This is a genomic window from Priestia sp. P1_B12_1 (assembly GCF_056406695.1).
Genome location: NZ_JBFTZR010000021.1, coordinates 1 through 25,695 on the forward strand (window position 1 = coordinate 1; position 25,695 = coordinate 25,695).

The following is a 25,695-nucleotide window of genomic DNA, read 5'->3' on the forward strand; positions in this document are numbered from 1 at the left end:
AAAAAGGGTCAGGTCACCATCTGCGCCTAAAGGATTAAAGAAGAGTACCTTTATTTCGTATACGGTGTTTGTTGCGAAGAAAGCCTTTAATAAAACAGGGCTCACGAAGAAAAGCATCATGCATGAAAAGATCTTAATTCAAGGGGAACCAACGTTAGACATTCCCATTGATGAATGCCCTGGTGAAGTAGGGGTCATTTGTTTCCAGATTACCGTTCTCCCGAATAAAAATGATAAAGAGAAGAATGAGTCAGATGCGAAAAAAGAACCTAAACAAGAGGCTTCTGCATCTTCTGAAGCACCACAGAACACGAAACCTAAAAAACAGGCAGAAGAGCAAGCACCTGTTTCTCAACCTGTTGCAAAAGAAGCCAAGAAAGAAGTAAATCCTATTCAGCCAGAAGTACAACAAGCTCCTACGGAAGCGAAAAAGACTGAGGAAAAAAAGACAACACTATCTAACCAACCGAAGGGAACTCAGGAACTATTAAACTTTGATGATATTATCGTTCCTGAAGAGTTCTTAAAGACACGCCCAAACCCTGAAAAAACGCAAAAGGTGATCGATTTTGTGAAGCGTACGGGGCGTTTAGATGAGCCGTTGACGATCGAAAAAGGGTCAAAGATCTTAAAAGATGGTTACCGTCGTTATGTGGTGGCCAAAACAGTCAAAATGGATCAAGTTCCTGTTGTATATGAGTATCAAAAGTAAGAACTCAAAGAAAAAGTAACGATTGTTTATCGTTCCACTGACAAATCAGACAAAAATAGACTAAATAAAGTGATAAACTGTGTCCAATGAATAACAAGGTAAATGAAACAGGATTTAATCTCTGTTGAGGAAAGATGAACATCTCCACTACTATTCTCTATACGTAGCTTTCTATACATCTAAGTCGCGAATTGGAGGGAGATATAATGACTAAAAATCAAAAACTGTGGACAGAGGAAGAAGATTTATTTCTAAAAGAACAATATGGGCGGATGACACTCCAAAAAATTGGTGAATGTTTAAATCGTAGTAAAGAATCGGTTAATAAAAGGGTCTCACGACTACAACTTCGCAACAAACAGAATGGCATACGCAAAAAATGGTCCCCTGACCAAGATACGTTCTTAAAAGTAAATATTAATAGGATGAACAATCGAGAGATTGGAAAACATTTAGGCAAGAGCCCTTCTTCTGTTGCAAATCGAATTAGACTGTTAAAGTTAGTACGAAATACATCATTACGTAGATGGACAAAGAAAGAAGATGAATACTTGGTAAAATGGTATGGAGTCAAGTCACTTGACCAACTATCTAGACGCTTACAACGAAGTACACAAGCATTAGAGTCTAGGTTATATCGTTTAGGTATACGTGGCGTAAGAGCTCATCTAGGAAATGTTACAGTATATGAACTAGCAGAGTGCCTGCAAGTTGATGTTCATACCATTTATAACTGGATTCAGAAAAGAGAATTGCCCTATAACATCTTGAGAGCAAACACACGAACATTTTTAGGAATTGACGTAGCAGCTTTTTGGAAATGGGCACAACAGAATAAGGAACTTATTAATTTTTCTAAGATATCCCTAAATACTCTTATTCCAGAGCCCGACTGGGTAAAGGAACAAAGAAAATATGATTATTTTAATCGACCTAAATATGAAAATAAAAAGTGGACTGAAGAGGAAGATGCCCGTCTATGGTACATGTTTTATCAAGAAGGTCGTACTCAACAAGAAATTGGCCAACTAATCGGTAGATCAGCCCATGGCATTCAACGGAGATTACACCGACTGCGGAAAAAGAAGTTGCCTCAATAAATTCTACCTTTTTGTGATTGTTCTTACTGGTCCCACATATTAGCCCTTTCCATTGCACATTCATTTTGTGAAACAGCCTTTTTTATAAGAAAGGTAGCTCTATAGAAGCATAGAAATTTATATTATGCTTGAAAATGTTATATTTTACACCTTAATAGTATCTATTGTTTTATGCCATAAAAGAGAGGTCTCTATAAGGATAAATGGAGTTCTCTTTTCTCCTTCACTGATTAAATTGTGTTTTCTGGTCTGATAATTTAGGAATTGCTGTTGTTAGCAGTGTTCTTACTTTCTCTTGGGCAGACTGCTTTATGACGGGTTGTTTTTTATTTTCTATGATACTCAAAAACTATTCATACCTATAACAAAGACCGCCCATTATGTATCAGTGTATAAGGCGGTCTTAACTGTATTCATGCTATATGTTTATGACAAAAATATCGACATTATTCTAAAAGGTTTTAAAAATACGTATTAAATTTATTCGTTGTGCTTATGTAGTATTTTGATGTCTTAATAGATGATATGGTATTGGCTTGTCCATTATGACCAAAACAAATCAAAATAAACAAGAATCGTATAAAATAATTCAAAAATGGAAAGGATGTGTACAAAAAGGAGTGGTGGATTGTGTCATGGTGGAAAAACCCGAAGAGAAGTAAATTCGGACGTTTTTTGGACAAAAACGGGATTACTCAAACAGAATTTGCAAAAAAAAGTCACGTATCGAAGACAACCATTTCAACTTTATGTAATGAAAAAAATTATTCTCCATCTCCAAAAGTGTTGAAAAGGGTAATGGATACAATTAAAAAAATTGATAAAAATAAGCAATCTCATGATTTCTTTAATATATAAACATTTATAAAAAATAAAAAATTATGTTACTGTAAAACAGTTACATATCTCACTAGATTAGTTGTAGTATAATAAGTTTATACATATATTAAGTATGAGCTCTTAAGTACATTGAGTCCAGTTGGCTTGCTATTATTCCTAATGATTTTTAAACTTGAAAAAACAAAAAAACCTACTGTATGAAGGTTTTTTTATTATGTATTTCAATAAAGTTAATTCACATAACAAGTATTATCAAAATGAAAAAGAGCCTGTATCATTTAGAAACAGGCTCTTTTTCATTTGAATATATAAATTCCTTTACTTCTATGATTGAAAGACCTAGATGATATGCTTCTTTCATGAGACCTATCCATTCCTTATCAAACTTATTATCTTCTTCTTTTAGCACTCATGATTCCACCATCTGTCCTAATTGAGATTAAGTAGACGCTATCATTTAAAGATAAAATATTGAAAATTAAGACTATTTATTCAACAAATTTCTTCTAAATTCCTGCAATATAAGTCTTTTTATATAAATAATTAAGGTTTAATGTAGAAAAAAGTAAATCCAAAGAATTATTGTTGATACTTTGAGCAAACTACTCAAGAGGTCGAAAGGCTTCCGTCCTTTGGTTAAATAAATGTAGCAGAAAAACTCCTGAACAGGCTCCAGGAGTTTTTTTTGTCTTTTAAGCAGTATATGATCTACACCTTTAGTTAACAAAAGGCATCTTTCCGGAACCCAACTAAAAAAGAGACCTTTTGGCATAAGGGTTTTTAGTTGGACCTTTTTCCTTGAGTATGCATCTTTTTATACATCCTTGATATGACTGCGTTTACTCGATACCCAAGTGGGAGGAGGATGTATAAAAAGTGCACGTTATATATGTATGCTCAAGGTCATCTTATATTGATTTATTTCTTAATTTATTGTAAAATCATTCAGACTTTTTATAAATTAGTTTAGGCATTCCCTCAAAAGCTACCTGTCCTGAACTGCAACGATGGGGTAGCTTTCTTTTTTATCTGAAAGCATATTTTCTTAGTATCCTATGTTAAGTTAATTTTGATTCCATTTGAAGAGGATGATGATACTCTTGGTCTTCCATCTCTTTGCTGTTTAGCTGAACTTCTGTATTTCTCCATCAATTCATGAATACTTGTTACTTGTATGATGCGAATATGTTCTGAAGATACCGCATAACGAATAGGCGTAATCAAAATAACGGAAGGGAATATGGCTGCCGGATCCTCTGGCTGCCAATGTAATGCTTTCCATTCATCTGAAAAGAAAAACTCTTCATACAGAGTAATCTTGGCCTGTATTTTCTGCTCAGAATACTGATTTCGTTGAATTTCAATCCAAAAGGGCGATCCTTTAAAAATACAAAAGAGATCGGGTTCAATGCCTCCTTTTCTTCCCGTGGGCTTATCTTCCACAATGACCTGTTTAGGTACACTATACGTACACATTTGCTTATAGACATCTAGAATTGAAAGGAAATGAAGTATTTTTTGAGAGTTCTTTTTGATTTTGGCATCTACAGGTAAATAGACGGTCGGAGAATACTGCTGTGTGCGTTCAATCATTCCTAGACGATACAAACGTATCATCACACTATTACATGCATTTACGGGCGATTTTAGCTGTTTGAAGAACAGTTCTACTAATGAGTCTCGATCTACAGCTCGAAACTGATTAATAAATCCAATGATGTCTTTATCACGCTGAGATAACCGAAAGCTCATCGCTGCTCCTCCTTCTCTAATAATCCAAAGATAGACTGTGGTACGACCTCTAGGTGAGGTTCAGGGTCTTTTATGCGTGTTTTATAAGGAGAAAGCATTTCTTTACACGCTTCTTCATCTAAGAAATACGCTTGAAACTCTTTAACGTCATCAATTTTAATTTTCATCCGTCCCCTAGCTGCTGCATCGATTTCTTCTGCACCGATTACTCCGGCTACTTTCGCATTTGTGGCATCAGCCTGCCTTCCAGAGATTCGTACCCGTAAGTTAGCCTTTAACGCTGAATTTAATAAATCCGCATCCGGACGCTGCATGGCAATAATCGTATGAACACCTAGTGCACGACCTTGGCTGGCAAACTGTTGGATTATTTCTACAAGGTCCGTTTCTCTCTTCACTATGGACATTTCATCAATTACCACGACAATTCGAGGCAGTTTAAACGGAAGCCGACTAATATGAGTTACCCCATGTTCTAACAATAAATCCCCTCGCCGATACATTTCAGCTCGTAACAAGGCAAAAGGTTTTCGCATGTCTTTGGCTTCAAAACAAAGCGCATCCACATGCTCAATTCCATGAAATAAACCTAAATCGGCTCGTTTGAGATCCACTAAGACTAGTCGCAACTCATCAGGTGAGGTGTATTTCACCCATGTAGTGAGAATGACACGCATCAGACTGCTTTTTCCGGCTCCAATTTCGCCAGAAATCAGTAACGTTTCTAAATCCGTAAAATCCCATGAAACAGGGTTTCCGTAGATATCTTGACCAATGCATACTGGAAGCTCCATTTTCTCTATATGAGGGTGAATGGTTTCATACTTGTAGGTAAGCATCTTCGGTAAGTTTTTATGGTGGACAGTGATACTAAAGTTCTTTAGGCTGCCGTTTATTTCGATGTTGCTGCCTAATACTTGTCGTAAGGCCCATCTCTTTTTGTTTAAAAGTTCAGGATCAATGCCATTCAGTAAGGAAAAGGCATAACGAGTGTACGTATGGTGGTTATCGATCTGATGAATTTTCGGAAACAGATAGGAGGTACGGTCCCCACGTTTCACCATCCGATAAATCTCTGCCGTACGAAACGCTTTAATTAATTGGCCACGTAATTTTAACTTTTCAAACATAAATATCCCTCCTCAAAATATAAATGTTGCAAAAAAGTAAATCAATGCGCTATAGAAGGTAACAGGCAAGATAAAGCGCATCACTTTCGCAAACTGATCAACAAGATCAATGACACCCCATCGTTCTAATATTCGTTCGATAATAGCAATCCCTAAGACAATGCCTCCTATGGTCAGAATAGTGGGGTCAAGCATGGCTAGTGGACTAAAAGGAACAAAGGAATAAGCCCTGAAGGGACGAGGTCTCGTAAGAGGTGGTTTGTGGGGTGGAGGAAAGATTTTTGGAAAGGTAAATCCTTTTGTTTTTCTCATGCTGGTACCTTCTTTCATTCTTTAATTTTTTTTGCCTTTTAGGTATCATTTATTTCAGCTCAGCCCATCCGGTCGCCCCCTTCGCCTCTTCGGCTCAGCTCCCTTACAGGTTCCACGAAGGGCTTCCTAACGCTTACAAAGCTTGTATTAACGCGGTAGCGCTACTGAACTAGCTACTGATTAGGTAATGAAGGTAAGGTCCTTTAGATACTATGTAGCTACTGCAGTAAGCTTGCCTGTCCAATCGAAAAATAAAAAAGAACCCTTACCGCAGTAGGTAAGGGGTAGGTGGTGATGCAACATGTGCTTGGCTTTTATATGCTGAGGGTTGGACTAGTGGCTTTTGTTTTCAGTTATAAAGATTGACTAGTCTCTATCCTAGTAGAATTTCTCTCCTTAACCTGCTTTAACGTCGCTACTATAAGAAAGCTAACAATCACTAATAAGAGCCATGAACTTACCTTCCCTAAATGAACGAGATTCCATGCATCAGTTTGGTTTGGATATTCCCAAGCTCCAAAGAACGTTGCAATATTTTCAGCTAGCCATATAAAAAATCCAATGAGAACAAAAGAAAGTGCGATTGGCATACGGTAGCGAGTTCCATTAACCTCGTATGTGACCCACGATTGCCAAAAGACGATAATTACAAGTCCAGATAACCACCAACGAACGTCAATCCAGTAATGGTGGATGAAAAAATTCAAATAAATCGCAGCTGCAAGAGGTACAACTACCAAAAACGGTGGCCACTTAACCAACTCAACCTTAAACCTCCTCCATGCCTGGCAAAGATAACTCGCTACACTTGCGTACATGAAACCACTATATAAAGGCACTCCTGAAATTTTGAAATATCCTGCCTCCGGATAAGACCAAGAGCCCACATGTACTTTGAAAAGTTCAAGAGCAAGTCCAATAAGATGGAAGACTGTGATAACCTTTAGTTCATCCCGGGTTTCAAGACCAGAACGCACCATCCACCACTGCATCAGAAGGCAGATAATGAGCAGCCAGTCATACCTTGGTAGGAAGGGAAGTGGAATAGCTTGCGTAAGAGCCAGAGAGGCAAAAATAACGACAGGAAACAAACATGATAGGGCCTGCTCCCAACCAAAACGAACCAGTTGTTTTAGTGCTCTCATGACTTGTTCCTCCAAAGGTTCTTTCTGTATATATGTAAGTGCTGCTTGGTATAGTAGCTAAATAGATTTTGGATTGTATACATAAGTTCATCACCGAATAACTTTCTTTTCCTTTCCATATTAAATATTCCTACTTTATTAATCCTGGGTGTCTTTATCACTTCGGTATTCTAAAATATCCCCAGGTTGGCACTCTAAGGCTTTACAAATTGCTTCTAAAGTTGAAAACCGAATTGCCTTTGCCTTTCCATTTTTCAAAATAGAAAGGTTGGCCATTGTTATTCCAACCCTTTCCGAAAGTTCTGTAACACTCATTTTCCTTTTAGCCAACATCACATCAATATTAATTATTATTGCCATGTTAATCACCTCAGACCGTTAAGTCATTTTCTGATTTTATATCAATCGCTTGTTGTAAAAGTCTTTTAAGAACCGCAGCAAAGACTGCAATTACCAATGAAGCAAAGATTGGGACCATTCCAACTATTACGAGACCTGGAGCATCATCTTTCTCTGCCATAAGAAAAACAAATGGCATCATTACCACATACAGGCCACTAATTGTCATTGCACAGTATTTTATTTTCTTTAAAGCTATTACTGAGATGTTAGAAAACGCTTTGTTCTTGTCAATATAGATTAAAAGTCGGAACGCCTGATATAACGTGAAAAAATACGGGATAGCTGAAAGATACATAATACTTACAGCAGGATATAGTATGTAGGAATAATCTGGATTTGCTATATTATTAGCTAAATAAGATAAGCCAAATATGCCTAAAGCAAGAACTGGGACTCCCATAAGAAAAAGAGCTATTTTCAAAAATATTGTTGAACTTTGTTTCATAGTAAAGCACCTCACTTATTTATTATCCATTTGAATTTAACATAATATTTATCGTTTAACAATAAATTTTTTCTGTTTATTATTGTATTATTGTTGAGATGGGAATATGCTTTTCATTTCTTAAAATATAAAAAGCATTTCTTATGACAAAGAAATGCTCTATAAATGTAAATATTCAATTTATAATCTCATCAACTAACCTGCACCGATAATTGATGAAGATCGACGTTTTATGAATACAGTAACACTAACGAAATAGATACTAATTAATAAATGTAGTGATTATTTCTTAGATACATGTAGCTAATTCAGTAAACTTGCTGTCCATTCAAAAAATAAATAAGAAACTTACTGAACAGCCAAGGATATAAACATTCTCTCGCTTTTTAAAGGAACTATCTTAATATCATTATTTTGCATTTTATGAAAAATACTCCATTTGGACTGACACAATAGGCTAAGTTTGTACCAGAAGGTCCACCAATAGAGTCAATTGCTGCTTTGGCTCCACGACCATTCGTCAATTCCATAACCGTATCGTAGAGTGGGGTCGTCCCTGTATTAATTACATATGAAGCACCAAGTTGAGTTAATTCCTCTGTGTAGATATTATTTCGAGTTACTGCAATCAAACGAAACCCCAAAATACGGGATAATTGAGCAAAAACACGACCAATAGAAGAGCCGCAGGCATTTACAATTAGGTCATCTCCTGGTTTTAACGCTAATACTTCCGTACAAATCACCCATGCTGTGATAGGGTTGATATAAAGCTGTGCAGCTATGTAATCCTCTAGATAATCTGGAACTATAATGGCTAGTTCAGCTGGTGTTTTTACAAACTCCTGCCATGTACCTTCACCCCGTAAGGGTAATACTGGTTTGCCAAGAAACCATTTAGAAACAGATGGACCTACTTCTTCTACGGTACCAACTCCTTCATATCCCGGAATGGCAGGTAAAGAAATCCGATTTGAATAGGCCCCTCTAATAGGAATTAAATCCGATGGATTGATTGGTCGAGTTTTCATTCGTACTAGCACTTCGCCAACTCCAGGATCTTTCACTTGTTTATTTTCTATTTGTAAAACTTGTTGAGGCTCTCCGAATTCATAAAATTTAATGCTTGTTGCTTTCAAGATAGGTATCCTCCTTTAGTTTGTTCATTTATATAGTTATAGTGTACAACCTCTTCATTTCTAGTTCTTATAACAACTATTACAGATAGCATGAAAGGAATTTCAGTTGGGGTTTTAATTCATATGATTTGGGTGCATATCTCGAATTTTATTAAACTATAAACAAAAATATATAATCCATACCGCGCAAAAATAATATTTAAGTAACAAGCTGATTTATTTCGGACCAAAGCCAATACTAATGTCTAGCACCAAAAACAATGACTGCATTTAATAAAGAAATTTAGATATCTGAGGAAGCGTATATATATACCTTTAACTCTATTTATTTTTCAACCAGACCCATGACAAACGGAGTAAGGTCACTCAATTTTTCTTTATCGCTAAGAATCTTCAAAAAAACATTGGAGACATGTTCAGGTATAGGTGTTTGACTATCTACAGTTGCTGTCAAAAAATAATATAAAAAATCAAAATGATTTTCTCTTCTCATTGCATCAATTAAATAGTAAGCATAAAGATTATTATTCAATAGCTTCCTTCTTAAAATTATTCCAAAATCATACAACTCATTAACAGTTGTATTCACAATCTCTGCCTCCTTCTAAGCTTTATACGGGTAAAAACTGAATTTCACATAAGCTTGCTTGGATAAGATCATAAACATAATTGTTGCATCTACTATATATATTGAAAGAGGTTTTTAACAGCAATAGACGACCTATTCATTCGGATTAGAAACGTGAGGTCGCCTACATTATTTTCATATTCATTTTTTTATCCTTTCAGCTTACTTTATCAATAGCTTTATTCCTCTATATTTTCATCTTCTAACTGCCTTGGACTCTCATCATGACATTGATTAAATAAATAAGTAAGGTACGAATGCAGTTCAAATCGGTCCTTTTGAATAAAGGCAGACCATATTTGTTTGTCTTCGCCCATTCTTTCTCCTCCTTTTTTATTTCATTTCTTTATCTTTACGGTTTTCTAGCTAGTAATCTTTTGCACGTACAGAGTGACCATTTGTAAAAAAATGTAGAACACTTTCTACTAAATTGAAATCAATAAATATCTTCAATGCCAGATAAATTAATAAAAAGAATATTTTGTTTTTCATCTTTTAAAGACAGGGTCTGTTCATGAAGATTAAGATTATAAACACGACCTTTACACGTTTGTAGTGACCCATTTTCATAATAATGAACCGTAACTGCCCCATTTTTGATTAGCTTTTTCAAAAACATAGATTAACCCTCCTTTTAACAAATGAATTGCAATTAGCAAAAATCTAAAAAGATAGATCTTGGATTGCCGGATTAACTATTTGATACTCTGTTTCTAACTCATGTAAGGTTAATTCATAAAGCTGTTTGTTTCCTTTTTTATAGATTCCTAAATGGATTAAAGAATCTATAATCGAGTTTTTTCTACGTTGTATATCAGGGTAGATTTGTTCACTCATTATTCCACCGCCTAATTTCAGAATGGTCTTTGGTATGATTGTCGAACTATTTTAATTCATTATACAGCTCGCTAGTTACAAGAAAATGAAAATAAAGTAAAACTGATGTAATAAATAAGTAAATTCGATTAGATAAGTGTGTATATGTGTCCTATCTATTTACTTTAAAGTCAATGTTTATCGCCTCAACCCATAGTAAAAAAATGTCCCTATGAGTTTCACTTTTAAGAAGTTCCTTTCCACAATTCTTGGATTTTTCTCTCAAGCGATTCTAAAACACAAAAGACTGTATTCATTATTCACTGTAATAACTCCCCATAAAAACTAGTATTAGGTATATTATGGTATCCTTTTTTGATTAATGAAATACTTTCTACAAAACTTCCTTTAAACTTACATAAAATCACAAAGTAAGACTAAATACTCTCGCAGTAGGTGATGAGTAGATGATTATGGAGTATGTACTCTTTTTTATATCTTGGGTATTGGACTAGTCACTTATATTTTTCACGGAACGGAATGGAAGAGAGGGGAAGAGAAATCTTATCCACCCAACATAACAATTTAGAGTAACCCACCATTGCTATGTTAGATACTAACGTGATGTTTCTCCTTTACAACGAAGGGTATTTAAGAAAAAACATCTTATAAATCATTTAACTAAATATAAAATTGAAAGACCTGATTAGCTTGACTAAATTGTTTTCTGCTCGCATTGGTCATTTATATTTCCTGCGATCATTCTTTTAATAACTTTTTTATTTATCTTCTTTCTATGAGAAAAAGAAATAGATATAAACGAAGTAGAGTAAAAAGAGACATTAAGAATTATCTATAAATAAACCCTATCGTCAGTATTAATGACAGGGGAAATAAGGGTTCCAGACGGATAGGTTCACTGAGTCGCCCTCAACCTTTTCAAAGCTGAGACGAAATTAGCAGTGCATAAAGCGTGGAACCTTCCAGATCCGAAGATAAATGTTTATGCGTATATTCTAAAGTTTTTAGTAAACGGCTCAGTCCTTAAACCCGAGATTTCAAATTTGCTATTAGATCATGATTTAACATATAAAAAGTAATTTCTAATATAAACACCCAAAGAAATCTTACATATTGTATAAGGTTTCTTTGGGCGTTTATTCAAATTGTTTCTATACATTCTTATAATTGAGCAAGTTCTTCAGATAACTTTTTTGATTTAGCCTTTAGTTGTTCTTTTTGACCTTCCAAATCCGCAACTGCAGTCAAAGCTTCTGGATTCTGAGGTTCTTCTTTAAGTTGCTTTAACATAGCTATAAGAGACTCTGAGACTTTTATCAAATTTTTGTTCACTTCATCTTGCTTTTTTAAATTAATAATTTCACATTTTTTCTTTTCGATATTATTCATTAGCCTACTTCCTTTCTTTCAATATGGAACTGAAAATTAACTCCTTAATCTTTTAAAAGCTGATAACAAATGTGACAAATAAACCGATTTAACGATGTAATATGTGAAAACGATGGTCATAATCTAATCTTACTAAAGGGAATGTAATCAAAGGTTAATGAAAGAGAACCTACTTAGTAGGTCCTCTTTCATTAACCTGCTTTTGTTGCAATTACTAGTACACGTCCCTGATCTAATTCCCTTTCATATTGCTGAGCTTCTACTTCTGATAATCCTAAAGAGTGGATTTTAGAACGTAATTCATCTCCACGGGATCGGAAAACGTTGGCCATTAAATCGAATGCTCCTTGTTCTGAAACACCGACATCATTTGTCTCCAATGCTTCCGTTAAATCTTTAGAACGATTTTTATCATGAGCTAATAAATATACTTCGTCTCTTGTATATCCTCGATTTAGAAATTGTTCAATTACTTCTTTTGCTTGAACTCCGTTTTCTACTACTCTTACATTTTTCATAAAACAACCTCCTTTTATAGTTAAATAATATGTACCCATTTCTAAGAAATAAAAATCATTTTTATACTCAATAATAAATTTTAAAAATCTTGCTGCAAGTTCTTCCATTCTATGTTTCAGGTCATCTATTAAATTACTTCCCTCTCTTTAAAATCAAAAGCTGTAGGGATTAAAACTTGGGATTACGTTTTGGAAGATGATGTACGGGAATGAAATGAAATAGGACAGCTATTAAATAAAGGAATGCTTCACTGTTTATATAAAGGATGAAGGTGTAGAAGAGTATCTGTTAAAGGCTGTATACAATATGGGGGCTGATGAAGTTTGGAAGAATTAGTAGTAAGTTAACCTAAAACGTTGCCTGTAATGAAGGGCTATTTACCTGCTTAGTAAAAGGAATTTATAAGGATACTCATTACGTGAAATTTCATGTGAAAAGGTCTGTATCAAAATAGATACAGACCTTTTTTACAATATTTATGGAAGTCTTTCTTAAAGGAGTCTAATAAATAAGCAATAAGCTTTTATTTTTATAATTCATGAGATAATAAAATATATACTATTGAGGTGAAAATTGATATGTATAACAAGATTTAAGTAGCATTTGATGGCTCTAAACCTTCTATTCATGCTCTTCAACAAGACAAAAGAAATGATACTGAATTAGGCAATGAATTTCAAGTTGGAAACACGAATTCACAGAGCCAGAAAAAGAGTGGACGTCAAATAAATAAAGAGTAAATCCCATTCTTCAAAGATAATAAGAAGCCTTAGTTTAAATTTATAATCTGAACTAAGGCTTCTTATTATACTCTGTTTAAGATAGGTGGTATTTCATTGGGATCAACTATCACTTCTATAACTGAAGGGATAGTTTTATATTCCAACATTTGTCTAATAGCATCCTCTATTTCACTTTTATTTCTACACCTATAAGCAATAGCTCCTAATGATTCTGCAAACTTCTTAATATTAGTTTTTTCTTTATACTTCGCTCCAACCGAGCGATTTAACCATTGTTTCATTCCTTTATCAACCATATCTAAGCCACCATTATTAAATACAATAAATATTACTGCAATGCCTTCATTTACAGCTGTTGCAATTTCGGTACCGTGCATGAGTGTACATCCATCACCAGTGAGGCATACAATAGGTTTATGCGGTGAAGCTATTTTAGCACCTATTGCATAACCGATAGCATGTCCCATAGTCCCAAACACATCATCAAAAAAGAAAGTGCCAGGCTCGTAGATATCGTAGTGCTTAATAGCAAAAAAAGTATGACTTCCATCGTCCCCAAATAATATTGTGTCATTTGGTAAATGTCTACGAAGCTCTTTAATTGCACTAGCTGCTGATATATAATGTGAACTTTCACTTAGCTCTTCAGTTTGATTTTTTTCATTCCCTTGTTCTTGGGCAAGTAAATTAATTGGTGCTAAGGAAGCTGAATCCATGTCATTCACTTTCTTTTTGAGTTCTTCTAAGTTTCTTTTTGCATCTCCTTGGATAACTAGGGTTGGAACTGAAATTGATTTCCCTGAAAAGGTGATGTCTATATCAAATTGAATAATTTTCTTAGGCTTATAACTCTCTTTGAATCCTGCTAAAGACATATCGCTTAATTTACTCCCAATTACAATCATGAGATCTATATGAGATTGCAAATACTTCGTCGCTCTTTCTGTACCACCTAAGCCAAATGCACCTAAAGATAAAGAATGATTAGCAGAAAAAGTACCTTTTCCACCAGGAGTTGTAATAACCGGAATCCCCCATTTTTCAGCAAGCCATTTTACTTCCTCATAAGCTTTAGAAATCTGTACACCTTTTCCTAAAAATAATATTGGATTTTCTGCTTGATTTAATTGATGGATTACGTTCTCCAATTGTGTTGATACCACAGGAACTTCTCTCGGTAATTCAAATTTGAAAGGATTAATTTCTTCTACTAACACTTCAAAGGGAATAGAAAGATGGACCGGACCTTTAACCCCCACACATGCTTTTTCAATAGCATGTTTAAAATATAATTCAAACTGTTCTTTACGCTCAACTCGTGCACTAAATAACGTTACGGGCTCAAACATTTTCACTAAATCTGTACCAAACATTGAGGAATCTTGCCCTAAAGCTTTTCCTGTATTTTTTATGGACGGATGGCCTGTAATAAACAAAACAGGAAGATGATAAGCTTTAGCCTGCCCAGCAGATGTCAAAAGATTTGTTCCTCCAGGACCAGAGGTTCCTATTGCAACTCCAATAGTATCTTTTATCAATGAATAGCCTGATGCTGCAAAACCTGCTCCATTTTCATGTCTAGTAACTATAAATTCTAGTTCGTTATCCTCTATTTCAGTTAATATAGGAACGATAGGTTTACCTGGAATCCCAAAGATGTGAGTAACTCCCCATTCTTTAAAATGATCAATTAATAAAGAAACTACTGTTTTCATGTTAGTCATATACCTTCCTGTTGAGAGTAAGCTGGCAAATAAAGCGTAAAAGTTGAACCCTTATCTTTTATAGAGTTAACCCGAATTTTTCCTCCATGGGATTCAATAATTTGATAAGAAATATGTAAGCCAAGCCCTATTCCTCTTTCTTTTGTAGAAAAGAAGGGCTTAGATATGCTTTCTAACTCTTTTGCGGTCATTCCAACCCCATTATCTTGAACCACAATTTTTATTTGTTCTGTTTCTTCGTTAAAATCTAGAGATACTGTTATTTCTCCACCCTCTTGCATTGCATCGATAGCATTTTGAAGTAGATTAATCAGCACTTGTTTAATTTGTGATTCATCCACTTCAGTTTTTAACGAATTTTTCTTATTTTCATATTTAATTTCAATATTATGTAATAAAGCATGACTTTTTACAAGGGAAACTGTATTTTTTATTAATACATCAATATCACATGATTTTCGTTTAAATAACGTAGGCTTCCCTAGTGAAGCAAATTGATTAGTTAAATCTTTTATTCTTTCCAATTCTTTAGATATAATGTTCAAATATTTTTCTTGAGTATTAAGGTCTATATCTGGATTTTGTAAAAGTTGAATTAATCCAATAATAGCTGTTAGAGGATTTTTAATTTCATGTGCAAAGCCAGTTCCCAGTATCCCTAGGGTAGATAGCTTTTCCGATGCAATAACTTGCTCCTGTAGTTTATAAAATTCACTCATATCTCTAAATTGTAGAAAAGCCCCATTTAACTTTTGATAACTATCAAATAAAGGTAAGACATCTACCAGGCACCTTATTAAGTTTTCTTTATGTTCATTATCTATTTCAATTTCGATATTTTTAAGAGGTTTTTTAGTTTGGAGAACAGAGTCAATATATTTCTCAACTATCTCCACTTGTTTGTTTTCAAAATAACCTGTGAAATTCTCTTGGGCCTCAAATAAATTCTTTGCAGCCTCATTAAAATTTCTTATTTTCCCTTTTGTATCTGTAATCAAAATACCATCTTGAGTTGAATGCATAAGTATTTGATTCAATAAATCTAACTTGTAATTTTGTTCTTGGAGCTTTAATTCGCGTTCAATTGAATCAATAGCTGAAGATAAAAGCCCTAAATGTAAAGAGCTAGCATAATCAATAGTCGTCATTAATGAGATAGTACCACTTAATACTTGAGAAGGAGAAAAATAAAAAGGTGCAGAAAAACATGCTGCGCTATGTAGTACTTCTTGAAAATGGTTTTTACCAATAATTTCAACAGGTTTTTTTAACTGAAGGGCTAATGAAATAGAATTAGTTCCAACATCTCTCTCATCAAATCGTACCCCAGGTGTTATTCCTAGGCTATCAACCATTTGTTGAATAGTTTTATCTCCATACATGTCTAGGATAAATCCATTTTCATTAGAAACTACCACTAATGTAGGGATTCCTTTTGAATATTCTAAAATTTTCTCCATGAAATACCTTGTTACTTGGAGAATACTTTCATATTTAGAATTTTGTCGTTGTAATTCTTTTCTTATTAAACACACTTTGGGAATTGGTATATCTTTAGGGTTTAAATGATATAATGTTTCACATCTTTCATGTGATTGTATTATATACTTTTCTGTAGTTTCCAAAGCTGATGCCTCCCAAATTTATATATCCGAATACACTTCTTATAAAGTACAGTTTTAAACATTAATCGACTCTCTCACGAGGTATTACTTTATGACTAGTTTGATATCTAGCTATATATTAGTCAATGGAATTTATCATTTTTTGATAAATGAAAATTTTCTTATCGAGTTCTTGACTTATTTTAAGGATGTCTCCATCACAATATTCGTGATTGTCCTTTGCTAAGCTATAGATGATTTTTTGTAAAGTTTTAATCTCCTTTTCCAGCTGAGATAGGTTCATTGAGGTTCGTCATCCTCCAAGACAGTTTATTTTAACTACCTTATAATACCATTTATTAGAGAAATAATAATTAATTTTTTATATTAATATAAAACTAATTATTATTAAGAAACACTCTTCTTCAACCTTCTAATTAGCTAATACTTAAGAATAATTATCCTCAGCTTCTTCTGTAATCATTTAGCTTGCTTTGAATATTCATTACACTTAAATTTCACACATTTATTTGAAGAACCTGCTTCTTTCTTATTGTCTGTTAAAAGAAATATAATTCTGGGGAGAGTGTATTTTTTTATTTATATCAGTATAAACATAAAGTGCATATAGTTATTTGATTTATGTAAATTCAACTACCTTTATAGCTTTAGTAACCCTTAAGCTGTTTCAATTGAGGTGCTGAATGCTTTTTTTGAAAAAATCATCTTCATGATGAATGAAACACATTCTGAAGAAGAAAAAGTACAACTCATGTTATACTAAGAGAAAAGAACAACTGATGGAGGATATAATGACAAAACGATTAGACCTACGTGTCGATTTTGCCTTTAAATCTCTTTTTGGAACGCATGGAAATGAATCTATTTTAACTGCATTTTTAAATGCAGCTCTACGTTTACCAGAAGAAAAGAAAGTTAAGACGGTTTATCTATTAGACCCGCATTTTAATAAAGAAAATCAGGAAGATAAACGCTCTATTCTTGATGTTCACGCTCGATTAGAAGATGGAACTCGTATAAACATTGAAATTCAACTTAATAATAAACATGATATGGAAAAAAGAACACTTTACTATTGGTCTAAGATGTATAGTAGTCAAATGAAGGAAGGCATGGACTATGGGGAGCTGTGTCAAACTATTACCATTAACATTGTCAACTTCCGTTATTTATCTCATCTCAATCATTATCATTCAGTGTTTCAATTGTATGAGCGCGAAGAAAAGTTGTTACTAACGGATATGTTAGAAATTCATTTTATGGAACTTCCTAAATTACTTATTAAATGGCGTAAAAAAGAAGTTGATCCAAGGGAAGATCAATTAGTACGTTGGTTATTGTTACTTGAAGCATCGGAAGATGAAGAAATCACTCAAGTACTGGAGGAGATTGCGATGCAAGAAGATCAAGTATTGAAAAAAGCAATAGATGAATGGGAACGTGTCAGTCAAGATCCTGAAGTCTTACTCGCTTATGAAGCAAGAAGAAAGGCTTTATTAGATGAAAAATCCGCTTTAAGAAGAGCTGAGAACCTTGGAGAGAAAAGAGGAAGAGAAGAAGGCAGAAAAGAAACCATTAAAACGATGGCTCTTGGCATGATTCAAAAAGGGATAGACAATAAAACGATAAGTGACCTTACAGGGCTATCACAAGAAGAAATTAATAACCTTCGACATTAATAAAATGAAGAAAAAAAGATTACCTTATCATCTAATAGGTAATCTTTTTTCTATCTTCATATTTTACAACATATCATTTTCTTATCTTTAAATGTGAACAGAATCTTTAATATGAGGTAGAGGCTATACATATTCCTCATCAAGATTAGTCATGTGTCATCCAGCGTATCAAAATGCAGTAGCAGATGGATATGTGATGGCTTCATTTGCTGTCATTAGCATTAAAACAAAGATATATTAACCAGATAGGTTATGCTATAATAGTGATGGGAATAATACGTGAATCATCTAATGCATTCAACGTAGCAAAGAGCCACTTGTAGTATACAAGTGGCTTTTACTTATTAGAAATCTATACATTTTTATTTACATTGATTAATAAAGACAGAAAAAAATACATACAGACGAGGTGTGAAAAATGATTCATCTATATACGACAACCAGCTGTGTTTCTTGCCGAAAAGCAAAGGCTTGGCTTGAGAAACATCAAATTGATTATATTGAGAGAAATCTATCGTATGAACCTATTACAGAAGATGAAATTAAAACTATTCTTAGTATGACAGAAAAGGGTACAGACGAAATTATTTCGACAAGATCAAAGATCCCTCAAAAGTTAAATATAGAGATAGATGCACTGTCGTTACAGGGTCTGTATGATTTGATAAAGAGCCATCCTTTTATACTTAAACGACCTATTATTATACAAGATCATAAAATAATGCAAATCGGATATAAAGAAGAAGAGATAAGAGCTTTTATTCCTCGGAAACTTCGTACTTTCATGATGACAGAACAAGAAGTAATAGGTAATCATTAGAGGGTAATAGGAGAACGATCAACGGATGCCTTAACTTCTAAAGTAGATTGTAATAAAAGACATCAGCAGTGTAGCAAGGTATATATTTCAGATTCTAAAAATGAGTAAACACAACTACATTTACATAAAAAGGAGAAGGGTAAAAACCCTTCTCCTTTTACTATATAAGCCTCTATACTTAGATACTCTTCTTCATGCTGCATTCCCGACATTCGCGTAAAAAACGCCACCTTTTACCGAACTTTTAAAGTAAGCTGATTTGCAGTTATCGCATCTGCCACTAACCTTATCTGGAAATTCAGCATAGTCGTACACTTTATCAAGATCGATTTCTTGCTCCTCTATTTCTTCCAGGTTGATCACTCTTTTCTATTTGGCTTTTATTAGACTAACACAATTCCACTCATATAAAAGGTTTATGCTGAAATTACTCTGGTTTTGCCACTAGTTGCATCTGAAAAATTTGCGTTTCTGAATACCTGCTCTTTGGAGCTCCTCTTTAAAGGATTCTCCTTCTTTTAGTTTAAGGATTCTCTTTGAACCGTCACGTAACGTGTAGACTCTAAAATTGTACATGAATGTACCTCCACCCAAATAAATGATTCCTGCACACGATTTCTTCAGGAACTAGGCCAAGCGAACATCAATTAGCTCGCTTAATCTCATTTTATTCTTTAACTCAAATACATCATCAATGAAAATAAATAAATTCCCAAGAGAATCAACAAACTGAATGAATCCCTTCTCAGTTATGCATTGTCCTTTGTTATAATATGTAAGGTGTACTTGTTTATTTGTATGTAAGGCTTCAATCAAGGTGAAATTCATCTGTTCCATTTGCTCTTCTGTTAAAACAGGTTGAGCTACTTCTTCTTGCTTATTTATTATTTCCTGTAACTCTATGTATTGCTCTGGCATAGTGGCGAATGGATGCCATTTTTTCATTTTATCAAGACCTTCCTTTAAAAGAGCTGTCGTTTTGATGATTTTTATCGATGTATCCATGTCTACAATGTTAACTTATTAAAGATAAGCACTCGTTAATTTAATATAATCTCCATTTTTCTACTCTTTGTTGTCATACCAATGGATTCATAAAATTCAATTGCAGAAAAATTCTTCTCTGATACTCCTAGTTCAATACTATCAACTTTCAGACTGCTCCCAAAATCAAAAACATATTTCATAAGCCTTTTTCCTATCCCCTTCTTTCTCTGTGCTTGAGCAACGCATAAACTGTTTATAAATAATACCCTTCTTGCTTTCATAAATGAATTTTCAATTATTTCTTCTTCCTTCATCACAACAATTCCAACTATTTCAGTACCAATGGTAGCCACAAAAATATGTTGTTTGAGATCATTTAGCTGACTTTCAAAGAATTCTTCACTTACTGGAGTGGAATTCTCTCTGTACAAATCTGGCCTTTCGCAAACGTGTAAATCATGAACTTGCCTGAATAAAGACAATGAAGATTCGTAATCGTCTTTATTAGCCTTTCGAATGGATATATCCATATTTTTCTCCTGCCTCTCAATAATTGTTTAACATCTAACTACCATTTGCACTCCAATATTTAAATTCGTCTCCAAATACTTATACTACGAATACTATAGATACTGTATATTTTGAGTACTGTTATTTATCCTACACGGAAAAAACAATAGATGAATAGCAATCTTTGTATGCTTCGTATCTACTCTTATAATATGCTATTGTTTTTTTCATCTCTCTATGTTCCATCTCTTTTTCCTCCTTAAGCTTTATGGCCACCTATAAGGCCGTTTCGATAACGAGCTGTTGAATACGGAAGGTGACTAGACGCACGTAGTACACTATTCTTGCCATAACGCAGCCGAATGTCATCAATCGTTTTGGCAAGAGCATAGGCTCTTTCACGCTGATCAATATCCTCAAACAAGCTCATTTGCTCCTCTTCTTGAATACTAGTGTTTGATAATGAAATGCCAATGGAACGAATCGGCATGCCACTATCAAAGGTATGTAAAATGGTTAAACAGTACGGAAAGATATCTTGGCTTAAGTTCGAAGCTCTCCCCATTTTCTTTTGTCTGGAGAAGCCTCCACCTGTTTGTTTGCTGTAGCCAATCGATAAATGGACCGTTTGAGCCACCACTTGATGCATCCGTAAGCGAAAACACACGTCATCCAATAGCTCTAACAGCAATAACTCCACTTCTTTTCGGTTTGTATAATCGCGAAATAGAATTTGACTCTTTCCAAAAGAACGAGAGCTAGGAATATACACATCGGAAATACGACTGTAATCAATGCCGTTGGCATGTTGGTGAAGTTCTCCGCCCATGATGCCAAATTCTTTTTGTAACATCTCTTTAGAAGAAAGAGCGAGCTCTTTTATGGTATAGATGCCTAAACGGTTTAAGCGTCTTTCTGTAGCTGACGAGATCCCCCAGAAATCCTTCATTGGATGAATCGACCACAACTTAAAGGGAATATCTTCATATCGCCAATAAGCAACTCCTGTTGGGCTATGCTTGGCCTCATGATCTAAGCTCACCTTCGCCAGTAAGAGGTTCGGACCGATACCTGCAGTAGCTGTTAGCCGTGTCTTGCGATAAATCTCGTTGATAATTTTATGGGCCAGTTCTTCTGGTGTTTTAGCGAATAAATGCAAAGAAGCTGTCGCATCAATAAACAATTCATCAATGCTATACGCATGAAAGTCTTCAGGAGCCACATACTGTAACACCAAACTCGAAATATAGTTCGAAGCCTTAATATATCTCTCCATGGATGGATTCACCACATGGATATCTTTCCTTTTAGGAATTTCAAAGAGGCGACTTCCTGTTTTGATCCCTTCTTTCTTTAATAAGGGTGTGGCTGCTAACACAACCGATCCTGACCTTTTGATATCTCCTACCACCGCAAGCCTTGTTTTCAATGGGTCTAATCCCCGTATGACAGAGGAAAATGAGGCAAAAAACGATTTCATGTCTATACAAATAATGATTCTGTTTGGTAGCTGCCCATAATCCATTAAAAGAACTCCTTAAATAAAAGAACGTTTGTTCTATCCATTATATAAGAACAAACGTTCTTCATTCAACAAAAACTCTAAAGTTTTCCCGATTATTGCTATCTAATTAAAGATAAAATATAAATTAACCTTTTAATATTGTATTTTATATCTCATTTAAATTTAAAATTAGATTCAGATTACATAATTAAAGTCACCGCGGATAACATAAAATTTTATGTTTAAGTATTTTCGTGCTTGAAAGAAAAAATAAATATTTTAATTACAAAATTAAAATATCCCTTCATAGGTACAAAATACCAATATACTTCTTTATAATAGTAATTAAGTTTTACAAGCAGATAAAATAAAAATAATTTTAATAATTAAGAATGGACTAGGTGATCAAAATGGTGAATTCTACAGGTTCTACTCCGGTTATTGATACCAATGCAACAGCATCTGCATTCGGTTGGGATTTTCAAAGTAATGCAGCTATCTTGTTGGCCCTTAAAAACATAAAAGATTTAGAGAGATTAAAAGTTGAAGGCGATATTGATGATATCGAGTTATATCTAAAGGATAATAAAAAAATTTTTGTCCAAGCAAAGTCACAAGAAGATCCCACACCAGGTACAAATACATTAACAAAGTTAAAAGATGCTCTTAAAACTTTAATAAATGCTACTAATCAGAGTAAATACGAACAAATAATTTATATTTCAAATATAATGAACCCGTTAAAAAACAAGCAGCTGGATTACTTTTGGGGTAATTATTTCATAATATATTCTTATAATGAGTTAAATGATCAAGCGAAAAACATTATAAATAAGTATATAAATGCCGCAGTTCAGAATTATAAATTAGATATATCGAATTTAGAGTATGATAAGCTTAAAATCTGTGCATTCCCTTTTTTTGGCCAAAATGATGAAACAAGATATAGAATAATCTATGAAGCCGTACAAAAGTTCTTAGTTAATGCAGAAATAAGTGCACCAGATGGGGTAGCGCATGATGTAATGAATTATTGGCAAAGTATATTCTTTCAAAATGCTGCAACTAGACATGTAGAACTGAAGAAAGAAGAGTTAATTTGGCCAATTGTCGTTTTAGAATCTTCTAAACCTCCTTCTTATGGAGATTTCTTTGATGAATATGATATAGGAGCAATGAAAGAAATTAATAGAAAGTATAGTGCTTTTATAGAGAAAAAAACTGAACAGTTTGAATTTGTTACACGTGTCATGAATGATTTCAAAAACTATACCAATGCACACCGTAAATTAAAAGGAAAGCAAGTTTTTGAGCAGTTTGTTGAAACAAAATGGCAATCTTATGTCTCTTTTATTATTAACGGGCCTATCGATTTAGAAATAAAAGAGGGTGTTACTAAATTGGTAATTATAAAAATACTAAAAAATCGATTCACAATAAATAATGTAAAAGAGGCGGCTGGATTGCTATGAAAATTAACTACTTAATCATAATCAGTGATGGATTTGAAAAAAGATTTGATTTTAATGCTAATTTTAATTTGATATATAGTAAGAAGAACAGTGTAGGAAAATCTACTTTACTACGATTTTTATTTTACGCTCTAGGTTACAATGTGCCAGGGACCAAAAGGATTAAATTCCACAATTGTACTGTTATTTGTAATTTTTACAATGAGAAAGAAAATATGGAGACGAGAAGGTTAAATAATTCTATTACACTAACTATTAATAAAAAGGATAATTATTCATTCATATTACCAAACGAGGAAATAAACTTACAAAGTCTCATTTGGGGCACAACAAATCAAGCAATTTTAAAAAATCTTCTGGGTGCGATTTATATGGATCAAGACAAAGGCTGGACCTTACTAAATAGGGGTACCGTTATAGGAAGTATTCATTTTAATATTGAAGAGTTAGTACAAGGATTATCAGATAGGGATGTAACAGATCTACGTGAAAAGCAAAAAGCAGTAGAATTAGAACTGAAAAAATATCAACAATTACAGAATATTATTGATTATAAAGAGCATGTATCAAAGTCTGCTAATAATATCGACTTTCCCAACTATACATCTGAACTAGAGAATCAAATTCAATTGCTTACTTTTGATAAAAATGAACTAGAAAATAAGTTAAAATCTATTGAAGAAGTTAAAAATGAAAACACTCAGTTTACCAACTTTATTGAAAGAATGAAATTAGTGGTTAAAGATCAACACACCGGAAACACCGTACCAGTTAATAAAAGTACTATTTTACACTTTGATGATAATCAAAGATATATAGATACACGTTATAACATGCTTAAAATAAAACTTGTTAACTTAAATACAAAGCTATCCGAGTTAAAACAGCAGCTCAGAGACTCCTATAATCTTATAGATGTTCAATCTGAAGTTGAGAAGCTTGATAGTCAGATAGTTCATTTGGATATTAATCCTGAACAAATAAGGAAGATAATAAACCAGCTAAGTAAAGAGAATAAAAAGCTAAAGAAGTCTATTCTAAATAAGACTATTATTAATAATGCTATCGTCGATAATTTACATAAATCAATCACAAAATTCGCCCGAAAGTTAGGAGTAATTGATGTTATAAACCCTAGCACAGATTATATATTTACTTCAGATTTGAAATCACTAAGTGGAGCAGTATTACATAAAGTAGTTTTTTCATTTAAAATGGCCTACATTTTGGAAATTCAAAAAATTATAGGTATTAAATTACCTATAGTTCTTGATTCCCCCAGTGGTCGAGAGGTAGATCAAGAAAATATTAGTGAAACAATGAATATACTGATGGATGAATTTACAGAAAATCAGGTAATTATTGCTTCTATTTACAAGTATAAAGAATTACATCCATTGCATACTATACAAATTAAAAATAAGCTATTAGAAGAATAACAATCTAATATTTTTACCTTTTAGAAAAGCATGCATAAATAGTAAAAATGCCTTTCGATTTCTGTGCACATGTCATGGAGATCTTTTCTAGCGATGTGAATTAAGTACGTGTAATAACAAGCAATAAAATACCATACCTTTAAATTGAAAAGCATGTAAAAAAGGATACTTTTAAGGAGTTACCTAAAAGTATCCTTTTTTTAAAGATTTTGGGTTCCATATGAAAGTTCAATAAGACCCAACTATTTCGCGACTTGGCCCCCTTATTCTTTTATTTCTAATGATGGTAATAAATTAACGTTATCTATCGTTTTTCGTTAAGTCAAAAAAAGTTACTACTTAATAGTTAAGCAGTAACTTAAATAATGCAACACAATGTAATTGTGTTGCATTAGTCAGAGTCAAATAAATGTTATAATGGCCATGCAAATTATCATTACAGGAGTGCTGCCTAACCTAGGCAACACTCTTTTTTTATTTCTCGAATATGATTCTTATTCTAAGCTTTGTGCCCACCTATAAGACCATTTCGATAACGAGCTGTGGAATAAGGAAGGTGACCAGACGCACTTAGTACACTATTCTTGCCATAACGCAGCCGAATGTCATCAATCGTTTTGACAAGTACATAGGCTCTTTCACGCCGATCGATGTCTTGAAATAAGCGCATTTGCTCCTTTTCTTCACATTTATAACAAATAGGCTCACAAAAAAAACTAAGTATAATCCTCTTTCATTAGCCCTGCACTTAACCATCTTCTTACCCCAATGTTGCTTATTTAACGGGTCAATATCTATTAAACTACTAGAAAAAACAATTGTGGAAATTCAACTTTTCCCAT

The 25,695-nt window shown here is 33.6% G+C and carries 27 protein-coding genes and 2 pseudogenes; 7 read left to right on the forward strand and 22 right to left on the reverse strand.

The features are described 5' to 3' along the window. The 3 genes from AC1D0Y_RS27100 to AC1D0Y_RS27110 all read left to right on the forward strand — a co-directional run. Positions 1–712 (forward strand): ParB N-terminal domain-containing protein (locus AC1D0Y_RS27100; protein ID WP_477708176.1); only part of this gene is annotated, 712 nt, incomplete at its 5' end. A 206-nt stretch (positions 713–918) separates the two neighbouring features. Beyond that, positions 919–1,812, forward strand: a complete 894-nt coding sequence (locus AC1D0Y_RS27105; RefSeq protein ID WP_477708177.1) for a sigma-70 family RNA polymerase sigma factor — start codon at positions 919–921, stop codon at positions 1,810–1,812. Positions 1,813–2,442: 630 nt separating this feature from the next. Further along, positions 2,443–2,670: a helix-turn-helix domain-containing protein gene (locus AC1D0Y_RS27110; protein ID WP_061860511.1), complete on the forward strand. Its 228-nt coding sequence runs from the start codon at positions 2,443–2,445 to the stop codon at positions 2,668–2,670. 256 nt (positions 2,671–2,926) lie between these two features. Here AC1D0Y_RS27110 and sinI read toward each other — a convergent pair whose 3' ends face one another. The 17 genes and pseudogenes from sinI to AC1D0Y_RS27195 form a co-directional block, all read right to left on the reverse strand. Then, positions 2,927–3,061, reverse strand: coding sequence for a DNA-binding anti-repressor SinI (sinI, locus tag AC1D0Y_RS27115; RefSeq protein WP_387540412.1), 135 nt, complete (start codon positions 3,059–3,061; stop codon positions 2,927–2,929). Positions 3,062–3,705: 644 nt separating this feature from the next. Then, on the reverse strand, positions 3,706–4,404 hold the full coding sequence (locus AC1D0Y_RS27120) for a hypothetical protein (RefSeq protein WP_477708178.1): 699 nt from the start codon (positions 4,402–4,404) through the stop codon (positions 3,706–3,708). Continuing rightward, entirely contained in the window at positions 4,401–5,534 is a 1,134-nt protein-coding gene (locus AC1D0Y_RS27125) for an FtsK/SpoIIIE domain-containing protein (RefSeq protein WP_477708179.1), read from the reverse strand. The genes AC1D0Y_RS27120 and AC1D0Y_RS27125 overlap by 4 nt, the downstream gene beginning before the upstream one ends. Positions 5,535–5,546: 12 nt before the next feature. After that, on the reverse strand, positions 5,547–5,846 hold the full coding sequence (locus tag AC1D0Y_RS27130; RefSeq protein WP_221779159.1) for a hypothetical protein: 300 nt from the start codon (positions 5,844–5,846) through the stop codon (positions 5,547–5,549). Positions 5,847–6,199: 353 nt separating this feature from the next. Continuing rightward, complete coding sequence (locus AC1D0Y_RS27135) at positions 6,200–6,991, reverse strand: DUF817 domain-containing protein (RefSeq protein WP_477708180.1); 792 nt, start codon at positions 6,989–6,991, stop codon at positions 6,200–6,202. A gap of 138 nt (positions 6,992–7,129) precedes the next feature. Next, entirely contained in the window at positions 7,130–7,351 is a 222-nt protein-coding gene (locus AC1D0Y_RS27140) for a helix-turn-helix domain-containing protein (RefSeq protein WP_034656243.1), read from the reverse strand. A gap of 10 nt (positions 7,352–7,361) precedes the next feature. Next, positions 7,362–7,838 (reverse strand): DUF2975 domain-containing protein, encoded by a 477-nt coding sequence (locus tag AC1D0Y_RS27145; RefSeq protein ID WP_477708181.1) that lies wholly within the window; start codon positions 7,836–7,838, stop codon positions 7,362–7,364. 428 nt (positions 7,839–8,266) lie between these two features. Next, a pseudogene (locus AC1D0Y_RS27150) lies at positions 8,267–8,977 on the reverse strand (zinc-dependent alcohol dehydrogenase family protein); the annotation flags it as partial. 325 nt (positions 8,978–9,302) lie between these two features. Beyond that, a complete protein-coding gene (locus AC1D0Y_RS27155) occupies positions 9,303–9,566 on the reverse strand; it encodes a hypothetical protein (protein ID WP_034656234.1) in 264 nt (87 codons plus the stop codon). Positions 9,567–9,784: 218 nt separating this feature from the next. Next, positions 9,785–9,922 carry a hypothetical protein gene (locus AC1D0Y_RS27160; RefSeq protein ID WP_162837708.1) on the reverse strand — a complete coding sequence of 46 codons (138 nt, stop codon included), beginning with the start codon at positions 9,920–9,922 and terminating at the stop codon, positions 9,785–9,787. 119 nt (positions 9,923–10,041) lie between these two features. Beyond that, a complete protein-coding gene (locus AC1D0Y_RS27165) occupies positions 10,042–10,224 on the reverse strand; it encodes a YolD-like family protein (protein ID WP_016766014.1) in 183 nt (60 codons plus the stop codon). 44 nt (positions 10,225–10,268) lie between these two features. Further along, positions 10,269–10,442 (reverse strand): Fur-regulated basic protein FbpA, encoded by a 174-nt coding sequence (locus AC1D0Y_RS27170; RefSeq protein ID WP_080967643.1) that lies wholly within the window; start codon positions 10,440–10,442, stop codon positions 10,269–10,271. 1,161 nt (positions 10,443–11,603) lie between these two features. Next, on the reverse strand, positions 11,604–11,831 hold the full coding sequence (locus tag AC1D0Y_RS27175) for a hypothetical protein (protein ID WP_034656231.1): 228 nt from the start codon (positions 11,829–11,831) through the stop codon (positions 11,604–11,606). A gap of 191 nt (positions 11,832–12,022) precedes the next feature. Next, on the reverse strand, positions 12,023–12,349 hold the full coding sequence (locus AC1D0Y_RS27180) for a YflT domain-containing protein (RefSeq protein WP_477708182.1): 327 nt from the start codon (positions 12,347–12,349) through the stop codon (positions 12,023–12,025). Between the two features lie 806 nt (positions 12,350–13,155). Further along, positions 13,156–14,808, reverse strand: coding sequence for a thiamine pyrophosphate-binding protein (locus tag AC1D0Y_RS27185; protein WP_477708183.1), 1,653 nt, complete (start codon positions 14,806–14,808; stop codon positions 13,156–13,158). A 5-nt stretch (positions 14,809–14,813) separates the two neighbouring features. Next, on the reverse strand, positions 14,814–16,442 hold the full coding sequence (locus AC1D0Y_RS27190) for an ATP-binding protein (RefSeq protein WP_034656228.1): 1,629 nt from the start codon (positions 16,440–16,442) through the stop codon (positions 14,814–14,816). Between the two features lie 118 nt (positions 16,443–16,560). After that, entirely contained in the window at positions 16,561–16,725 is a 165-nt protein-coding gene (locus AC1D0Y_RS27195; RefSeq protein WP_080743146.1) for an aspartyl-phosphate phosphatase Spo0E family protein, read from the reverse strand. Between the two features lie 508 nt (positions 16,726–17,233). Here AC1D0Y_RS27195 and AC1D0Y_RS27200 point away from each other — a divergent pair. Then, positions 17,234–18,121 carry an Rpn family recombination-promoting nuclease/putative transposase gene (locus tag AC1D0Y_RS27200; protein WP_477708184.1) on the forward strand — a complete coding sequence of 296 codons (888 nt, stop codon included), beginning with the start codon at positions 17,234–17,236 and terminating at the stop codon, positions 18,119–18,121. Between the two features lie 418 nt (positions 18,122–18,539). Further along, positions 18,540–18,941, forward strand: a complete 402-nt coding sequence (gene spxA, locus AC1D0Y_RS27205; RefSeq protein ID WP_216141326.1) for a transcriptional regulator SpxA — start codon at positions 18,540–18,542, stop codon at positions 18,939–18,941. A 178-nt stretch (positions 18,942–19,119) separates the two neighbouring features. Here spxA and AC1D0Y_RS27210 read toward each other — a convergent pair. The 4 genes and pseudogenes from AC1D0Y_RS27210 to AC1D0Y_RS27225 form a co-directional block, all read right to left on the reverse strand. Next, positions 19,120–19,295: pseudogene (locus AC1D0Y_RS27210) on the reverse strand (DUF8096 family protein). 273 nt (positions 19,296–19,568) lie between these two features. Next, positions 19,569–19,886, reverse strand: a complete 318-nt coding sequence (locus tag AC1D0Y_RS27215; protein ID WP_477708185.1) for a YolD-like family protein — start codon at positions 19,884–19,886, stop codon at positions 19,569–19,571. Positions 19,887–19,981: 95 nt separating this feature from the next. Then, positions 19,982–20,458 (reverse strand): N-acetyltransferase family protein, encoded by a 477-nt coding sequence (locus AC1D0Y_RS27220; RefSeq protein ID WP_477708186.1) that lies wholly within the window; start codon positions 20,456–20,458, stop codon positions 19,982–19,984. Between the two features lie 239 nt (positions 20,459–20,697). After that, entirely contained in the window at positions 20,698–21,963 is a 1,266-nt protein-coding gene (locus tag AC1D0Y_RS27225; RefSeq protein WP_477708187.1) for a Y-family DNA polymerase, read from the reverse strand. 389 nt (positions 21,964–22,352) lie between these two features. On the opposite strand from AC1D0Y_RS27225, the gene AC1D0Y_RS27230 reads away from it, so the two are divergent. Together AC1D0Y_RS27230 and AC1D0Y_RS27235 are read left to right on the forward strand one after the other, a co-directional pair. Further along, positions 22,353–23,414 carry a hypothetical protein gene (locus AC1D0Y_RS27230; RefSeq protein ID WP_477708188.1) on the forward strand — a complete coding sequence of 354 codons (1,062 nt, stop codon included), beginning with the start codon at positions 22,353–22,355 and terminating at the stop codon, positions 23,412–23,414. Next, positions 23,411–24,853: a hypothetical protein gene (locus AC1D0Y_RS27235; protein WP_477708189.1), complete on the forward strand. Its 1,443-nt coding sequence runs from the start codon at positions 23,411–23,413 to the stop codon at positions 24,851–24,853. Before AC1D0Y_RS27230 ends, AC1D0Y_RS27235 begins: the two co-directional genes overlap by 4 nt. A 499-nt stretch (positions 24,854–25,352) precedes the next feature. Here AC1D0Y_RS27235 and AC1D0Y_RS27240 read toward each other — a convergent pair whose 3' ends face one another. After that, positions 25,353–25,523, reverse strand: a complete 171-nt coding sequence (locus AC1D0Y_RS27240) for a hypothetical protein (protein ID WP_477708190.1) — start codon at positions 25,521–25,523, stop codon at positions 25,353–25,355. Positions 25,524–25,695 lie beyond the last annotated feature (172 nt).

Bases quoted from the DNA above. Each gene is read 5' to 3' on its own strand.
- AC1D0Y_RS27230 (WP_477708188.1), top strand. From the start codon at position 22,353: ATGGTGAATTCTACAGGTTCTACTCCGGTTATTGATACCAATGCAACA.
- AC1D0Y_RS27125 (WP_477708179.1), bottom strand. From the start codon at position 5,534: ATGTTTGAAAAGTTAAAATTACGTGGCCAATTAATTAAAGCGTTTCGT.
- AC1D0Y_RS27195 (WP_080743146.1), bottom strand. From the start codon at position 16,725: ATGAACCTATCTCAGCTGGAAAAGGAGATTAAAACTTTACAAAAAATC.
- AC1D0Y_RS27130 (WP_221779159.1), bottom strand. From the start codon at position 5,846: ATGAGAAAAACAAAAGGATTTACCTTTCCAAAAATCTTTCCTCCACCC.
- AC1D0Y_RS27145 (WP_477708181.1), bottom strand. From the start codon at position 7,838: ATGAAACAAAGTTCAACAATATTTTTGAAAATAGCTCTTTTTCTTATG.
- AC1D0Y_RS27240 (WP_477708190.1), bottom strand. From the start codon at position 25,523: ATGCGCTTATTTCAAGACATCGATCGGCGTGAAAGAGCCTATGTACTT.
- AC1D0Y_RS27220 (WP_477708186.1), bottom strand. From the start codon at position 20,458: ATGGATATATCCATTCGAAAGGCTAATAAAGACGATTACGAATCTTCA.
- AC1D0Y_RS27185 (WP_477708183.1), bottom strand. From the start codon at position 14,808: ATGAAAACAGTAGTTTCTTTATTAATTGATCATTTTAAAGAATGGGGA.
- AC1D0Y_RS27215 (WP_477708185.1), bottom strand. From the start codon at position 19,886: ATGAAAAAATGGCATCCATTCGCCACTATGCCAGAGCAATACATAGAG.
- AC1D0Y_RS27165 (WP_016766014.1), bottom strand. From the start codon at position 10,224: ATGTTTTTGAAAAAGCTAATCAAAAATGGGGCAGTTACGGTTCATTAT.
- AC1D0Y_RS27225 (WP_477708187.1), bottom strand. From the start codon at position 21,963: ATGGATTATGGGCAGCTACCAAACAGAATCATTATTTGTATAGACATG.
- AC1D0Y_RS27170 (WP_080967643.1), bottom strand. From the start codon at position 10,442: ATGAGTGAACAAATCTACCCTGATATACAACGTAGAAAAAACTCGATT.
- AC1D0Y_RS27175 (WP_034656231.1), bottom strand. From the start codon at position 11,831: ATGAATAATATCGAAAAGAAAAAATGTGAAATTATTAATTTAAAAAAG.
- AC1D0Y_RS27135 (WP_477708180.1), bottom strand. From the start codon at position 6,991: ATGAGAGCACTAAAACAACTGGTTCGTTTTGGTTGGGAGCAGGCCCTA.
- AC1D0Y_RS27160 (WP_162837708.1), bottom strand. From the start codon at position 9,922: ATGGGCGAAGACAAACAAATATGGTCTGCCTTTATTCAAAAGGACCGA.
- AC1D0Y_RS27235 (WP_477708189.1), top strand. From the start codon at position 23,411: ATGAAAATTAACTACTTAATCATAATCAGTGATGGATTTGAAAAAAGA.
- AC1D0Y_RS27120 (WP_477708178.1), bottom strand. From the start codon at position 4,404: ATGAGCTTTCGGTTATCTCAGCGTGATAAAGACATCATTGGATTTATT.
- AC1D0Y_RS27200 (WP_477708184.1), top strand. From the start codon at position 17,234: ATGACAAAACGATTAGACCTACGTGTCGATTTTGCCTTTAAATCTCTT.
- spxA (WP_216141326.1), top strand. From the start codon at position 18,540: ATGATTCATCTATATACGACAACCAGCTGTGTTTCTTGCCGAAAAGCA.
- AC1D0Y_RS27180 (WP_477708182.1), bottom strand. From the start codon at position 12,349: ATGAAAAATGTAAGAGTAGTAGAAAACGGAGTTCAAGCAAAAGAAGTA.
- AC1D0Y_RS27105 (WP_477708177.1), top strand. From the start codon at position 919: ATGACTAAAAATCAAAAACTGTGGACAGAGGAAGAAGATTTATTTCTA.
- AC1D0Y_RS27140 (WP_034656243.1), bottom strand. From the start codon at position 7,351: ATGGCAATAATAATTAATATTGATGTGATGTTGGCTAAAAGGAAAATG.